Here is a 14,234-nt window from a genome sequence, read left to right as displayed (position 1 = left end):
GGCCGGGTGTCCTCCTCCGCTGCTGTTCACCTGCGGGGTTGGGTGCATCGATGAAAAATCCGTTGCCTAAGGTAACGGGTCGGTCGTAGCGTCGCTGCGGCTTGTCCACCATCGATGAAGGAGTACTGATCCACCATGCAGCCCATTACCGAGCGCGATATTCGATCGTCGTTCGTGAACTGTTCCAAGGGTGATACCAAGCGCCTGCCGGTGCCGCGGGACCTCGACGATCGCCCCTGGGATGATCTCGACTTCCTCGGCTGGACCGACTCGTCGTTCCCCGGGCGCGGTTACCTGGTCGTCCCGCGGGACGAGGAACTGGTCGGTATCGCATTGCGCTACGAGACCGGCGGATCGGGCAAATCGCAGATGTGCACGATCTGCATGACCACCCATACCGCGCACGGCGTTTCGCTCATGGCGGCGGCCAAGGCCGGGGAGTCCGGGCGGCGCGGCAATACGATCGGCACCCTCATGTGCACCGATCTGGCCTGCTCGTTGTACGCGCGCAACAAGCGACGTCCCGCCCTCGGGCAGCGCTATCGCGAGGACCTGATCACGCCCGAGGAGAAGATCGAGCGCGTGCGGCAGAACATCGCGACCTTCGTGCAGCGGCTCTACAGCTGAACGACTGAACGACTGACTGAATGACCCGCAGCCGCAGTGCTGCCGATGAGAAAGGAGGTAGATGCCATGAGCCGACACTCGACCGCCGTGCCGCACCGCACGCCGCCGCGCCCCGAGTTCCGCACACTCTGCCAAAGAGCCCGGGGCGCACGGGATTCCTCTCCGCTCGAGTAGGCCCGGTGACAAACCGGACCTGCTCATCCGGAGAGGAATCCGCGCCCGGTGGCTCAGTCCCCGGGCGCGACGACCCAGCGCGCGTAGGTGTTTTCCGGATGCACCGTGATGATGTCGGCGACCTGCACGACATCCTCGGGTACTTCGCCGTCGAAATGCGCGAGGCTGGGCGTGATCACGGCGTCGGCTTCCATTCGCGAGATGGCGGTGCGCACGCGCAGGATCGGCCGGTCCGTTTCCGGGCCGAATACCAGTGTTTTACAAAGGTCGTAGCCGAGTCTTCTTGCGAGCTGCTGGATTTGGGCCTCGTCCCACTGCCGTTGTGCTCCGGACACGTCGTGCCGGAGGAATCCGATCGCTGACGGTTGTGGCCGCATTCGCCGCTCTCCTGTGGTTATCGCTCGGGCTGATCACAACGCTATTGCCCGATGGCTCTGCAGCGGAAGCGTGTTGCGAAAAGTTGCGAGTGGCGGATCGGACTGGTCAGCATGGCGTGTCACCGGATCGGAGCAGGCACGATGTGCACTTGACGCCTGGTGCGGGCAGCGTGACGATAGGTGTCTCGCTGAGCAACAGTCCGCAACCACCAGTCAGGGGATCGCTCATGCGGCTTACCTTCATTGCGAAAGATCCTGGTTCGAATCCGTCCGGCTCTCCGACTCTATATCGCACGGACCGGGGCTCGTGGGTGGTTCAAGGGTGGATCGTCACCGATCCGGAAGCTTTGGATCGAATGGATATCCCCCTTGGAGAATCATGTGTCGAAATTCCCGATCGTCTGATTCCGTTCTTCGAACAGGGAGACAGTGGCCTCGATCGGCGATGACGAGTTCGACCGTCTGCTGATCGAATTCGGAACGGAAGCACTTCATCTCGAGATGCGCGATATCTACGGGACCGAAGTGGAATTGCCGCATATGCGGCAATGGTCCCATGGTGAATCCGACGACCTGGAGTGGCTGAGTGCGTGGTGCGCGACCGTGCGGCGGCATGTCGCGGCGGGTCGCACGGTGCGGCGGGTGCGGATCGTGTCCGAACCACTGAGTGAATACCAGCACTGGTCATACGGTATTGCGCATGTCATGGTGGAAGCGGGCGAGGACATTCGATGGGTGCCACGCCGACTGGTCTCCTCGATCGCGCTGCCCGGCAACGACTTCTACCTCGTGGACGGCGAACTGGTGATCTACCTCCACTATTCGGGCGCCGGTCGTGCGACCGGCAAGACCCTCTCGCGCGATCCGGACGATCTCCGCCTGTGCCGCACCGCATTCGAGGCGGTGTGGAAACTGGCGATTCCCCATCGTGACTACCGACCCGTCTAGCGCCGCGCACGACGCGCGCCGTGCACTCGGTGCACGTCTGCGCGAGCTGCGCACGGGCGCGGCACTCACCATCCGGGAGCTCGGCACGGCGACCGGGCAGCATTTCACCCGAGTGTCCAAGATAGAGAACGGCGTTCAGCCGCCCTCCGACCGCGACATCTGGGAATGGTGCAAGGCGTGCAACGCCGATGATCAGGTAGCGGACCTGCTCGCCACCCTGCACGCTGTGGACACGGCGTACCTGGAGTTCCGCCGCGAATCCCGGGCGGGCATGAAGCGGGTGCTCGGGGCGCACACCTTGCGCCGTTACGAGCAGACCACGGTGTTCCGCATCTACGAGCACAATGTGATTCCGGGGCTGTTTCAGACCTCCGACTACTCCGCCGCCATGCTCTCGTTCTGGATCCGATTCCTGGGCGCGCCCAATGATGTCGAGGAGGCGGTCGCGGTGCGGATCGAACGGCAGCGGGTGCTCACCCGCGCCGGTAAACGCTTCGCGGTGGTCCTCGAGGAGCAGGCGCTGCGGACCTGGTTCGGCACTCCGGAAGTCCAGGCCGGTCAGCTGGGCCGATTGCTCGAACTCATGACCCTGCCCAATGTTTCACTGGGCATCATCCCGCTGATGACCGAGCGGGAGGCGGTGGCCTCCGCCGGGTTCTGGATCTTCGACGACGACCTGGTGGCCCTCGAAACGCCCACGGCCAGCATTCAAGTCACGCGGCCGGCCGAACGGGTGCAGTACATCCGCATGTTCGATGTGCTCAAACATTCCGCCGTCTACGGTCGTGAGGCGCGGGCGCTCATTCTCGCCGTGCTGTCCGAACTGGACCGTTGACCGAACGCAGACCGGGGCCGGGTGACAAGCTTTCGTGTCACATCCGGCCCCGGTCGAGCAATCCGCAGCGAATTACCAGGGATCACAACGAGGATCGCGGCGACCATACGAGTCGTTGTCGTTGTCATGCCAGTAACCGTTGCGATCACAGTGCCGATCCCGATCGCCCGGACCACCGTCGCGCCAATCTCGGCCATCCCCTGGCGGGCCACCGGCCGATCCCGGCGGCTGCTGATGCATCGGTACGACCGCGGCACTCGCGGTGACCGCGAGCGGAGCGGAAATCAACATACTCACCGCTACGGCGGCGACGATGCGGCCGAAGATGGTGCGTTTCACCGTATGCCCCTTCCAGTCATTCGAACATTCGAAGGAACGTGCAGACTGCCGAAAAGCACAGACATCATAAGTCGTAGTCGATCTTCGAGGAGGGACTTCGCACCAGAGCCGCCATGCGTACCCGTTCGTTACGCGCCGCGACGGATGTGCGGTCGTAGCGGGCCGACCAGACTTACGAATGTCTCTCTTCGGTCTTCTCAGTGGAGCTCACCATGCGAATCAGCTCGAGTATCACCAACTTCTCGTGGCCCAGCGGCCCGGCCGAGCTACCCGGGGACTTGGAGCGGCTGGTGCGACGCGCCGACGAGGGCCGCATCGACACGGTGTGGGTCGCCGACCATCTGCTCCAGCTCGCCCCGGGAACCGAACCTGACCAGGAGATCCTGGAGTCCTACAGCACCCTCGGCTACCTCGCCGCGCTCACGAATCGGGTCCGGCTCGGCACCATGGTGACCGCGGCGACCTTCCGTGCGCCGGCACTCCTGGTGAAGGCGGTGACCACGGTCGACGTCCTCTCTCGCGGCCGGGCCTGGCTCGGCATCGGCGCGGGCTATCACCAATTCGAAGCGGAAGCGACCGGAATGTTCCTGCCGCCGACCGCGGAACGATTCGAACGCCTCGAGGAGACTCTGCAATTCGCCCTGCAAGCGTGGTCGGGCGACGTGAAACCGTTCCACGGCAAGTATTTTCATGCCGAACAACCGATCAATTCGCCGAATTCCGTAACCCGTCCCCACCCGCCGATTCTCATCGCCGGTTCCGGTGAGCAGAAGACGCTGCGATTGGTGGCCCGGTACGCCCAGGCCTGCAATCTCTACGACATTCCGGACAACGGCAAGACGATCACCCATAAACTCCGCGTCCTCGCCGACCACTGTGCCGCCGCCGATCGGCCGTTCGGGGCGATCGAGAAGACGGTCAACACCCATTTGCGCCCCGGTGAGACAGCAGCCGAACTCGTCTGCCGTGCAGCGGGATTCAATGATCTCGGCATCGATCACCTCGTGGTGATGAAGACCGCCGCGCCGTGGTCACTCGACGACCTCGACCGCCTCGACGAGGTTGCCGAGCAGGTGGACCACCTCCGGCACGCCACGGCCGGTTAGCGGCGGGTGCAGCCGTCGATCATCGCGGCGAGGGTGAAGTCGAAACGGTCGTGGCCTTCGCCGGCGGTGATCTCGGGCGCGTAGCGCGTCGTGTTGGGGAAGGTTTCGACCGGCAGGGCGGTGAAGCGGCGGATCAGTTCGTCGCGGTCCAGCACCCATGCGGCGTCGTCCTGTTCCGATCGCTGGCGGACGACCGCTGCCTCCAGGCAATAGGCGGCCACGTACAGCAACAGGGCGTCGACGGCCCAGGCGGCGGCTTGGGGAGCGATACCGCCCGCGAGCAGGATCGCGAGCATTCCTTCGCTGACGCGCACGATCTCGAGATCGGTGGGGAACATGGCGAGCGCGGCGCGGGAGATGCCCGGGTACTTCAGGTACTGATCGCGGATCTGGACGCAGACGTCGCGGATCTGGTCCCGCCAGGTCGCCGCATCGGGCTCGGGTAGTTCGAGCTCGGAGCACAGCCGGCCGATGAGCAACTCGTCGAGGTCGGCCTTGTTGACCACGTGGGCGTAGAGCGAGGCGGGTCCGGTGTCGAGTGCGGTCGCCAGTTTTCGCATGGTCAGGGCCTCGAAGCCCTCAGTGGCGACGACGTCCAGCGCGGTGTCGACGACCTGCTCGACGGTGATCAAGGCCTTGCGTCCGCGCGTCCTGGGGACGGTGTCGGGGCTCGGCGGCTGATAGCGCGCTGCACGTCGGTCTTTGGCGTTCACCCGGCCACTATACATTGACACGAACGATGTTCGTATGTAGAACAGTGTTCGTGAATACCGACATGAATCAAGACATGGACGTGACCGTGGTCGGCGCCGGACCGGTGGGCCTCGTGCTCGCCGCGGAGCTGGCACTTTCCGGCGCGAAGGTGCAGATCCTCGAGCGACTGACCGAGCCGACCGGAGCAATGAAGGCGGGGGCGATCAATACGCCCGCGGCCGAGGCGCTCGATCGCCGCGGACTGCGACCCGCCGCCGAGCAGGTGCAGCGCGAGATGCTCGAGCGGATGGGGTCCTTCGCTCGCGTGGCCGACGGCGAGCAGTCCGATGACCGACCCGCGCCCGATACCCGGTTCACCGGGCACTTCGCGGGCATGACGCTCGATCCCGGCCTCGTGGACTGGTCCGATCCCGACCTGGCCGCGCACGCCGCGGTCGACGGAGCGAAGTTGGTGCCGCAGCCGCAGTTCGAGGCGATATTGGCCGAACATGTTGCACGACTGGGAATTCCGGTACATCGCGGAGTCGAGGTCACCACGCTCGAGGACACCGGCGACGACGTGGTGGTCGGCACCACCGCAGGCACGCTGCGCAGCAAGTGGCTGGTCGGATGCGATGGCGGGCACAGTGCCGTGCGCAAGCTCGCGGGCATCGAATTCCCCGGCACCGACGCCGAACTCACCGGATACATGGCGGTCGTCGATATCGCCGATCCGGAGCAGCTCGCGAACGGGTGGACGTGGACGACCCAGGGGGTGTACCGGGTCGGCCCGCAGCCCGGGCGGCTGGTCACCGTGGAGTTCGACGGCAGTCCGGCCGACCGCTCGGCGCCGGTCACCCTCGAGGCGCTACAAACCAGTCTGCGCCGGGTCTCGGGCATCGATGTCACGCTGACCGCACTGCGCGGCAATGCTTCTCGCTGGAGTGACAATGCTCGCCAGGCCGCGACCTACCGGTCGGGCCGCGTGCTGCTGGCGGGCGATGCCGCGCATGTGCACTCGCCGTTCGGCGGTCAGGGGCTCAATCTCGGGGTCGGGGACGCGATGAATCTGGGATGGAAGCTCGGGGCCGTGGTCGCCGGGTGGGCTCCGGAAGGATTGCTCGACACCTATGAGGCCGAGCGGCACCCGCTCGGCGCCTGGGTACTGGACTGGACCCGGGCCCAGATCGGAGTGCTGCGCGGGGATTCCAAGTCCGCCGCGCTCCGCGACGTCATCGCTCAGCTGCTCGGCACCCGGGACGGCGCGACCTTCGCGGTCAAGCAGATCTCCGGCGTCACACAGCATTTCGACCTGCCCGGCGATCATCCGCTGGTCGGCCGGTTCGCACCCGATCTGGCTCTGCGGGACGGGTCACGCCTCGCAGATCACGGTCACGGCGGCGGATTCCTGCTGCTCGATCGCACCCCGGACGGCGCCTTCGCCCGGCTCGCCGCGGCCTGGGACGGGCGAGTGACCAGCGTGACCGACGACCATGCGACGCCGGCCGGGGTATTGGTACGCCCGGACGGGGTGGTCGCCTGGGCTTCCGATACAGCCGACAGCACCGGCCTGGACGAGGCCCTGAACCGATGGGCCGGCGCTGCTTCGTTCGTCTCCGATCCCGTGGGCTGAACGGAACTCAGGCCTTGCGGCCGATTCCGGACCAGTACCAGGCACTGTCGGCGTCCTCGACCGCGGCGGGACGGTCGGTGAGGTCGGTGCGCCAGGTGGCCACCGGGGAGATGCCCGGGTCGACGAGGGTGGTGCCTTCGAAGAGCGCGGCGGTTTCGGACTTGCTGCGCGGGTGGAAGTCGATTCCGGACGCCTGCGCCGAGGCGGCGACGCCGGCCATGGCTTCGGGGTCGAAATCGGCTGTGGGGTGGGTGATTACGAGGTAGCTGCCCGCGGGGACAGCGTCGAGGAGAGTCGCGATGATCTCCTCGGGATGATCGTTGTCGTGGAAGTACATCATGATCGCGACGAGCATGATGGCGACCGGCTGCGACAGATCGAGGGTCTCGGCGAGTGCCGGGTGGTCGAGGATCGAGCGCGGGTCGTGCAGGTCGGCATGCAGGAATCGGGTGCGGCCCTGCGGCGTGCTGTCCATGAGCGCGCGGGCGTGCGCGAGCACGATCGGGTCCTTGTCCACGTAGGCGATACGCGCGGCGGGGTCGAGCTGCTGTGCGACCTCGTGGGTGTTGCCGGCGGTGGGGATGCCCGTGCCGATATCGAGGAACTGGGTGATCCCGGCCTCGTTGACCAGGTAGCGGACCGCGCGGCCCAGGAAGGCGCGGTTGGCGCGGGCCATGGTCTTGATGGTGGGGATGTGCCCGGCGATGATGTCGCCCAGCGCCCGGTCGGCCGGATAGTTCTCCTTACCGCCGAGCCAATAGTCGTAGACGCGGGCCTCGTGAGCGATGGTGGTGTCGATCTCGGTGGGCAGCGGCGTGCCAATGCTGTTGTCAGGCATAAGGTTTGTTCTGGCTCCGGTCGTTGATCAGGCGTCGAGTGGGTGGCTGGATCTGATGGCGTCGATGACCCCGAGGGTCTGCTCCGGCGGGGTGGCGCATACGCACAGCCGCGACCAGATCGAGTTGTAGCGGTCGAGGTCGGCGCGCTTGTCGAGGAACTGCGTGCCGGTGGCGTGGTGCAGATGGACGAGGTCGCTGAGTTCCGGTGCGGCGAAACGCAGCACGGTGAAGGGGACGCTGCTGATGGCGGGCCCGCCCACGTAGTCGGGCAGCACCTGCACGGTGATATTGGGTCGCACCGCCAGCTCGGCGAGATGCTCCAATTGGGTTTGCCAGACCTCGTTTCCACCGATCGGGCGGCGCAACGCGGCTTCCTCGATCACGAACCACACCTTGGGTGCGCCCGGACGGGTGAGCAGGTGCTGGCGGCGCATGAGCAATTCGACACGCCGCTGGATGTCGGCGGCCGGTTCCCGGTGCGCGATGACGCTGACGGTGTGGGCGTAGGACGGGGTGCGGATCAGTTCGGGCACCAAACCCGGTGCGTAGCAGCGGATGATGGCTGCCGCGTCCTCCAGCGCGAGGTACGTGTCCTGGCGGAGCGGTATCAGGTCCGCGTCGTTCTCCCAGCGGCCGATGGCGTTCGCGCGGCTCGCGAGTTGCGCGTACTCGGCGCGCACGCCGGGATCGAGGACGCCGTAGAGGGTCAGCAGGTCGTCGATGTCCCTGGCGCGGAAGCCGACCCGGCCGGCCTCCAGGCGGCTGATCTTGGAATGCGAGGCGCGGATGGTCCGGCCGGCGGCGTCCCCGCTGATCCCGGCCGTTTCGCGCAATCGTCGCAGGCGGGCGCCGAGTACTCGCCGCAGGAGTGCCGGGTCCTCGTCCTGACCGGCTCCGTCGGTGAGCACCGCGGCGGCGGTCCGATCGTTCATCACTGCGACTCCCTGTCGGCGCTTGTTTCGCGTACCCGAGTGTGCCACAACCGATTACACCGCGCTCATTCGGCCTCCGCACGTGCCGATGCACGTGCGCTGCGCTATTCTGTCGGTGCGGGGCACGGGGCAATCTGTGGGAGAGCCGTGACTATGACAAGCACCATCGCAATATCGGTCGGAGTCGACCATGGCAGGCGGATCGGGATCGCCAATGTCGTTTCGGACTACGGTCTGGACGCGGTCTACCGCCGCATCGCCCAGTTGCGCGCGACCGGGATGCACTATGCGGCAGTGGCAATCGAACACGAACTCGCGGTCGTGAGCAAGGCCGAGCCGCAAGCGTCCTGACACTACGGGACCTCGACGAGCTTGCCGCGTCAGGTCCGTGACAGGTCCACGACAGGTCCGTGTCAGCGGTAGCGGCGACGGTATGTTCCATGAACAGCACCGCAATCGCCGCTCCCTGGCCGCAGAACACCTTCGGCGCCGGCGCCTTCCCGATGCTGCGCACCGCTCGACCGGCTGGTCTTGCCCGGGTAGGCGAGTACCTGCGCGGTGATCATGTTCTGGCCCAGCTGATCCGTTTCGCGCTGGTGGGCGGCGCCAGCAATATCAGTTACGTGCTGCTGTTCACGGCCTTGAGCGGACTCGATCCGCTGGTCGCCAATATCGCCGGATCGATTGTCAGCACGATCATCGCGAACGAGCTGCATCGTCGGCTCACGTTCAATGCGGCCGCCCAGGTCACCTGGTTCACCGCACAGTGGGAGGCCGGTGGCCTGGCCCTGATCGGCTTGGTCGTCACCACGGGCGCCCTGGCCGCGCTCGATTTCTGGGCTCCCGGCCTCGGCGATCTCGTCCAGGCAACCGCGATGATCGCGGTCATGGCGGCAGTCGGCGGGCTCCGCTTCCTGGCGCTGCGCAACTTCGTCTTCTAGTACGACTCCAGGTGTAGTGAAAGGTCAGGGTGAACTCCGGGGGTTACCGGATGGGCCCGGGCGCTCTACCTCCCTACGGTCGGATGCGAAGGATCTTGGTCGTGTGATGGAGAGGCAACAGTATGCGTGCGAGCACATTTCGGTGGCGTGGCCGGCACAGGGCGGCCCTCGCACTCGTCCTGGGCGCGACACTGCTGGCCACCGTCGGCTGCGGCAAGACCACGACGAATCCGAATCCGACCGCACCGCAACCCGCGGAGGTCTCCGACGCACTGACTGCTCTGGTCCGCTCCGGGATACCCGGGGCGCAGGCTGTCATCACCGGTTCCGATGGTCGGCACACTGTTACGGCGGGCGCCGGTGACCTCGCTACCGGAGCGCCTTACCCCGAGGGCGCGCATATCCGGATCGGTAGCGTTACCAAGACTTTCGTCGCAACGGTTGTGCTGCAACTCGTCGCCGAGGGTGCGGTCGATCTCGACGCCCCGATCGAGCGGTACCTGCCCGGCGTGGTGCAGGGCAATGGCAATGACGGCACCCGCGTCACAGTTCACGAACTGCTTCAGCACACCAGCGGGCTCCCGGACTTCGCTCCCGAAGACGTCTCTCAGAAGCTGCCTCAGCAGCTGGATCAGACATCGGACGGCAAGGCTTACCGCGACTTCACCCCCGCCGATCTGGTCCGCATTGCGATGACCATGCCCCCGCAATTCGAGCCGGGAGCCCAATTCCGCTACACCAACACCAATTACGTACTCCTCGACATGCTGATCGAACATGTCACCGGCCACCCGCTCGCGGCCGAGATCGGCACCCGCATCCTCGACCCGCTGGCGCTGCGCGACACCTACTTCCCCCTGCCCGGCGACACCGCCCTGCGCGATCCGCACCCGCTCGGCTACCACAAGGTCGACGGCAACTGGGTCGACGTGACCGGTATGGAAGCAGCCTGGGCGGGGGCCGCCGGCGCCATGATCTCCACGGGCGCCGACCTGAACCACTTCTTCACCGCGCTACTGTCCGGAAAGCTGCTTCCTCCAGCACAACTCACTCAAATGAAGCAAACCCTGCCCATGACGGCGGAAATGAACTATGGGCTGGGGCTGATCCGCTTCCAAATGTCCTGTGGCAAAGAGTCGAGGGACGTCTGGGGCCACGCCGGCGGGATCCCCGGCTTCAGCACCGTCACCTTCATCACGCCGCAGGGGGCCGCGGTGACCATGAGCGTCAACACCGAAGACCCCAATCCCGGCTTCTCCAACGCGATCCTCGCCATCAGCTGCGCAGTCGCCTGACTAACCGGCTGTCCAGGGCCGTAGTTTCTCCGGGTTCCGGATCGCCCAGATTCGAGTGATGCGGCCGTCCGAAACGTCGAATGCGTAGACGGAGACGATGACGCCGTCGAGTTGCGCCACCAGGCCGGGCTGGCCGTTCACCGTGCGCTCCAGCAGCGTGATCTCGGGGCTGCGCGCGGCGATCTCCATCCAGGCGCGGGCGACTTGCTCGCCACCGCTGATCGGGTCGAGGAAGGCCAGCGCCAGCCCGCCGCCATCGGCAGTGGCGATCGCCCGCGGATCGAGCAGCCCGATCAGCGCCTCGATATCCTTTGTCTCCCAAGCCCGTTTGAAATCCCGGACCACATCAGCACGCTCCTCACTCGACGGCTCCTGCGAGGACTGGATGCGGCGCCGGGCGCTGGACGCGAGCTGACGGCAGGCAGCCGGAGTGCGCCCGACGATCTCGGCAACCTCCGCGAAGGAGTACCGGAAAACGTCGTGCAGAACGAACGCCACCCGCTCGGCCGGCGTCATGGAATCCAGCACAACGAGAAACGCTATGCTGATCGATTCATCCAGGGTGACCCGGTCCGCAGGATCGGCAGCATAGGACCCATCGAGCCACTCGGACCGTCCAGGTATCGGCTCCGGAATCCATTCGCCCACATACTGTTCCCGCCGGGCCCGCGCCGACCCGAGCAGATCCAGACAGATCCGGCTGGCAACAGTGGTCAGCCAAGCCCCCGGCGCCACCACCTCCTGTCGCTGCTCCTCCGACAGCGAGTACCACCGCGTATAAGTCTCCTGCACCACATCTTCGGCCTCAGCCAGCGACCCCAGCAGCCGATACGCGAGATTGATCAACTTCCGCCGCTCACTGATCACAGCGGCCAACTGCGGGTCGGTCATATTCGTCTCCTCCGGTTCCCGTGTCCCTCACCGATTCGACGAATCAGCACCCTGATATGTGAGGCGCCCTGACATTCCCGCCCCTTGCGTCGTCGGAACTAATGACCCCGTCACACAGAGGAGCCGAACATGACCACCCCGAACAGCATTCAATCACCCGCCACCCCCGCCGAGGCGGACGAAGCCCAGCTCCGCCACCACATCGACAAGGTAATGGAAGCCCTCCACGCCAAAGACCTGAAAGCCCTCGAACACCTCTACACCCCCGACGTCGTCTCCTTCGACATCGAGCCCCCACTCCAGCACGTAGGCATCTCCGCGAAGCTCGAGAACTGGACCAACGTCTTCACCTTCTTCGACACCCTCACCTACGAAATCCGCGACCTGACCTTCACCATAGGCACCGACGTAGCCTTCGCCCACGCCTTCGCCCGCCTGACCGGCACTCTCGCCGACGGAACCCCAACCCCCGGCATGTGGGTCCGCGTAACCTACGGCCTCAAAAAGATCGACAACACCTGGCTGATCGCCCACGACCAGGTCTCCGTCCCCCTGGACATCCCAACCGGCAAAGGCGCAACAGACCTCGAACCCTGACAGCCCGCAGTCAGGTCAGGCGATCCGGTGCGGATCGAGGTGGTGCCTCACCCGGAGGCAGCACCTCATCCGCGTCGAGGGATTCGCCGAATATCAGCTCTCCCGCTGCCGCCGCCGACGCCAGTTGTTCAGCGGCGAGGCCCATGTCGATGAATTGGCGGATGGGCATCGAGGGGGTGATGCAGTGGGCGGCCGCTGCCTCTCGGAGACGGTCGCGCATTTCCTTCGGGAGTTTGAGGGAGGTGGTGACCATGCCTCGTTCGATCTGGTCGATCGTGGGGGGCAGTTGCGGCGGGTCGACGGTGTCGTCGTAGACGAGGGGGGACACACCGTGGAAATGGGGCGGCCCGCCGCGGGGGCGGCGGGCCGGGGGTTAGGAGGTGAAGGTTGCGGCGTGTTTGGCGAGGTCGAGGAGGGGTTGGGGGTAGATGCCGAGGGCCAGGGTGGTGGCGGCGGTCAGGGCTATGACTGTTGTTGTCATGGTGGGGGAGACGACTGTGGGGGTGGGGGTTGGGGGGTCGGTGAAGAACATGAGGACGATTACTCGGATGTAGAAGAAGGCGGCTATGGCGCTGCTGATTACGCCGATGATCACCAGGTAGGAGGAGTTGCTGGAGGAGGCTGCCTCGAAGACGGCGAATTTGGCTATGAAGCCGCTGGTGAGGGGGATGCCGGCGAAGGAGAGGAGGAAGAGGGAGAAGATTGTTGCGAGCCAGGGGGAGTGGCGGCCCATTCCGGCCCAGGAGGGGAGAGACGTTGCTTCGTCGCCGTTTTCGTCTCGGACCAGACTCACTACGGCGAACGCGCCCAAGGTGCCCAGGCCGTAGACGGCCAGGTAGAAGAGGACCGAGGAGACGCCGTTGGTGTTGGCCGCCACCAGGGCCGTGAGAATGAAACCGGCATGGGCCACAGAGGAATACGCGAGCATGCGCTTCATGTCGGTCTGGGTGATGGCGAGGATGGCGCCGATGACCATGGTGAGGATGGCTACCGCGGCGAAGATGGGGCGCCAGTCGTTGCGGAGGCCGGGGGCGGCCACGTACAGCACGCGCAACATGGCACCGACTGCGGCAATCTTGGTGGCAGCGGCCATGAATGCGGTCACCGCGGTGGGTGCGCCCTGGTAGACGTCCGGGATCCAGGACTGGAAGGGGACCGCGCCGATCTTGAAGAGCAGGCCCACGGCGAGCATGGCCACACCCAGCAAGGCGAGGGTGTGCGACTTGCTCGAATCACGAGTCACCGCATCGGCGATGCCCGAAAGGCGGACGGTGCCGGCGTAGCCGTACAGCAGGGCCATCCCGTACAGGAAGAAGGCGGACGAAAACGCCCCGAGCAGGAAGTATTTCAGCGCCGCTTCCTGCGAGAGCAACCGCCGGCGCCGCGCCAGCCCGCACAGCAGGTACAGCGGCAGGGACAGCACTTCCAGCGCGATGAACATGGTCAGCAGGTCGTTGGAGGCCGGGAAGAGCATGAGCCCGGCGACCGCGAACAGCGTGAGCGGGAAGACCTCGGTGGTCGCGATTCCCGCTCGGGTGGCGGCGATCTCGTCGGAGCTGCCGGGCATGGCCGAGGCCTGCGGGGCGAACGCGTCGACGCCGCGGGCGGCCGCCACACTCCAGGTGCCGGGTCCTTCGCGCAGGATCGGCTGCCGGTCCGCGCGCCGTTCGGCGATGAACAGCAGTCCGAGGATCGACACCACGAGGATGGTGCCCTGCAGGAACAGGCTCACCCCGTCGATGGCGACGGCCCCGACCATCGCGGTCTCACGGACATTGCGCAGGCCGATCACCGCACCGAGCGCGACGCCCATACCGCCGAGCCCGAGTATCAACTGCATCGGATAGCGGATTCGCCTGGGCGCGAACGCTTCCACGAGCACGCCCGCCACCGCGACACCGAACACGATGAGCATCGGCGACAGGTCGCGGTATTCGATGCTCGGTGCGGGCACCGAGGCGGCGAGCCGCACATTCGATACCGCGGCGAGGATCAGGGGTGTTCCGT

16 protein-coding genes are annotated in these 14,234 nt (G+C 65.9%); 9 read left to right on the top strand and 7 right to left on the bottom strand.

All coding sequences use genetic code 11. The annotated features are described in order from the left end of the window. Window positions 1-135 precede the first annotated feature (135 nt). A complete protein-coding gene (locus ACIP5Y_RS21065) occupies window positions 136-627 on the top strand; it encodes an FBP domain-containing protein (RefSeq protein ID WP_400351937.1) in 492 nt (163 codons plus the stop codon). Window positions 628-854: 227 nt separating this feature from the next. Here ACIP5Y_RS21065 and ACIP5Y_RS21060 read toward each other — a convergent pair whose 3' ends face one another. Next, window positions 855-1,178 carry a hypothetical protein gene (locus ACIP5Y_RS21060; RefSeq protein WP_400351936.1) on the bottom strand — a complete coding sequence of 108 codons (324 nt, stop codon included), beginning with the start codon at window positions 1,176-1,178 and terminating at the stop codon, window positions 855-857. 429 nt (window positions 1,179-1,607) lie between these two features. Here ACIP5Y_RS21060 and ACIP5Y_RS21055 point away from each other — a divergent pair, with 429 nt between their 5' ends. The 3 genes from ACIP5Y_RS21055 (at window position 1,608) to ACIP5Y_RS21045 (ending at window position 4,406) form a co-directional block, all read left to right on the top strand. Continuing rightward, complete coding sequence (locus ACIP5Y_RS21055; RefSeq protein WP_400351935.1) at window positions 1,608-2,126, top strand: DUF6879 family protein; 519 nt, start codon at window positions 1,608-1,610, stop codon at window positions 2,124-2,126. Continuing rightward, entirely contained in the window at window positions 2,107-2,961 is an 855-nt protein-coding gene (locus ACIP5Y_RS21050) for a helix-turn-helix domain-containing protein (RefSeq protein ID WP_400351934.1), read from the top strand. Before ACIP5Y_RS21055 ends, ACIP5Y_RS21050 begins: the two co-directional genes overlap by 20 nt. A gap of 551 nt (window positions 2,962-3,512) precedes the next feature. Next, window positions 3,513-4,406 carry a TIGR03560 family F420-dependent LLM class oxidoreductase gene (locus ACIP5Y_RS21045; protein ID WP_400351933.1) on the top strand — a complete coding sequence of 298 codons (894 nt, stop codon included), beginning with the start codon at window positions 3,513-3,515 and terminating at the stop codon, window positions 4,404-4,406. On the opposite strand, the gene ACIP5Y_RS21040 is transcribed toward ACIP5Y_RS21045, so the two are convergent. Then, window positions 4,403-5,119: a TetR/AcrR family transcriptional regulator gene (locus tag ACIP5Y_RS21040; protein WP_400351932.1), complete on the bottom strand. Its 717-nt coding sequence runs from the start codon at window positions 5,117-5,119 to the stop codon at window positions 4,403-4,405. The genes ACIP5Y_RS21045 and ACIP5Y_RS21040 overlap by 4 nt on opposite strands. Window positions 5,120-5,169: 50 nt before the next feature. Here ACIP5Y_RS21040 and ACIP5Y_RS21035 point away from each other — a divergent pair, with 50 nt between their 5' ends. Continuing rightward, window positions 5,170-6,732: an FAD-dependent monooxygenase gene (locus ACIP5Y_RS21035; protein WP_400351931.1), complete on the top strand. Its 1,563-nt coding sequence runs from the start codon at window positions 5,170-5,172 to the stop codon at window positions 6,730-6,732. Window positions 6,733-6,739: 7 nt separating this feature from the next. Here ACIP5Y_RS21035 and ACIP5Y_RS21030 read toward each other — a convergent pair whose 3' ends face one another. Beyond that, window positions 6,740-7,570 (bottom strand): SAM-dependent methyltransferase, encoded by an 831-nt coding sequence (locus tag ACIP5Y_RS21030; RefSeq protein WP_400351930.1) that lies wholly within the window; start codon window positions 7,568-7,570, stop codon window positions 6,740-6,742. A 27-nt stretch (window positions 7,571-7,597) separates the two neighbouring features. Next, on the bottom strand, window positions 7,598-8,503 hold the full coding sequence (locus tag ACIP5Y_RS21025) for a helix-turn-helix domain-containing protein (RefSeq protein ID WP_400351929.1): 906 nt from the start codon (window positions 8,501-8,503) through the stop codon (window positions 7,598-7,600). A gap of 153 nt (window positions 8,504-8,656) precedes the next feature. Between ACIP5Y_RS21025 and ACIP5Y_RS21020 the strand changes: the two genes are divergently transcribed. From ACIP5Y_RS21020 to ACIP5Y_RS21010, 3 genes are all read left to right on the top strand, one after another. Further along, window positions 8,657-8,854 (top strand): hypothetical protein, encoded by a 198-nt coding sequence (locus tag ACIP5Y_RS21020; protein WP_400351928.1) that lies wholly within the window; start codon window positions 8,657-8,659, stop codon window positions 8,852-8,854. An 89-nt stretch (window positions 8,855-8,943) separates the two neighbouring features. Continuing rightward, entirely contained in the window at window positions 8,944-9,444 is a 501-nt protein-coding gene (locus tag ACIP5Y_RS21015) for a GtrA family protein (protein WP_400351927.1), read from the top strand. Between the two features lie 122 nt (window positions 9,445-9,566). Beyond that, the gene (locus tag ACIP5Y_RS21010) at window positions 9,567-10,739 is read left to right on the top strand and encodes a serine hydrolase domain-containing protein (protein WP_400351926.1); all 1,173 of its coding nucleotides are present in this window, start codon (window positions 9,567-9,569) and stop codon (window positions 10,737-10,739) included. On the opposite strand, the gene sigJ is transcribed toward ACIP5Y_RS21010, so the two are convergent. Continuing rightward, complete coding sequence (sigJ, locus tag ACIP5Y_RS21005) at window positions 10,740-11,630, bottom strand: RNA polymerase sigma factor SigJ (RefSeq protein ID WP_400351925.1); 891 nt, start codon at window positions 11,628-11,630, stop codon at window positions 10,740-10,742. Between the two features lie 129 nt (window positions 11,631-11,759). Between sigJ and ACIP5Y_RS21000 the strand changes: the two genes are divergently transcribed. After that, window positions 11,760-12,227, top strand: coding sequence for a YybH family protein (locus tag ACIP5Y_RS21000; protein WP_400351924.1), 468 nt, complete (start codon window positions 11,760-11,762; stop codon window positions 12,225-12,227). Window positions 12,228-12,237: 10 nt separating this feature from the next. Here the strand turns inward: ACIP5Y_RS21000 and ACIP5Y_RS20995 are convergent, their stop codons facing one another. Beyond that, a complete protein-coding gene (locus ACIP5Y_RS20995; RefSeq protein ID WP_400351923.1) occupies window positions 12,238-12,555 on the bottom strand; it encodes a hypothetical protein in 318 nt (105 codons plus the stop codon). Window positions 12,556-12,600: 45 nt separating this feature from the next. Further along, entirely contained in the window at window positions 12,601-14,220 is a 1,620-nt protein-coding gene (nuoN, locus tag ACIP5Y_RS20990; protein ID WP_400353837.1) for an NADH-quinone oxidoreductase subunit NuoN, read from the bottom strand. Between the last annotated feature and the right edge of the window lie 14 nt (window positions 14,221-14,234).

This window comes from Nocardia sp. NPDC088792 (assembly GCF_044750615.1).
GTDB lineage: Bacteria > Actinomycetota > Actinomycetes > Mycobacteriales > Mycobacteriaceae > Nocardia.
This window is presented reverse-complemented; position numbering and strand designations above follow the sequence as displayed.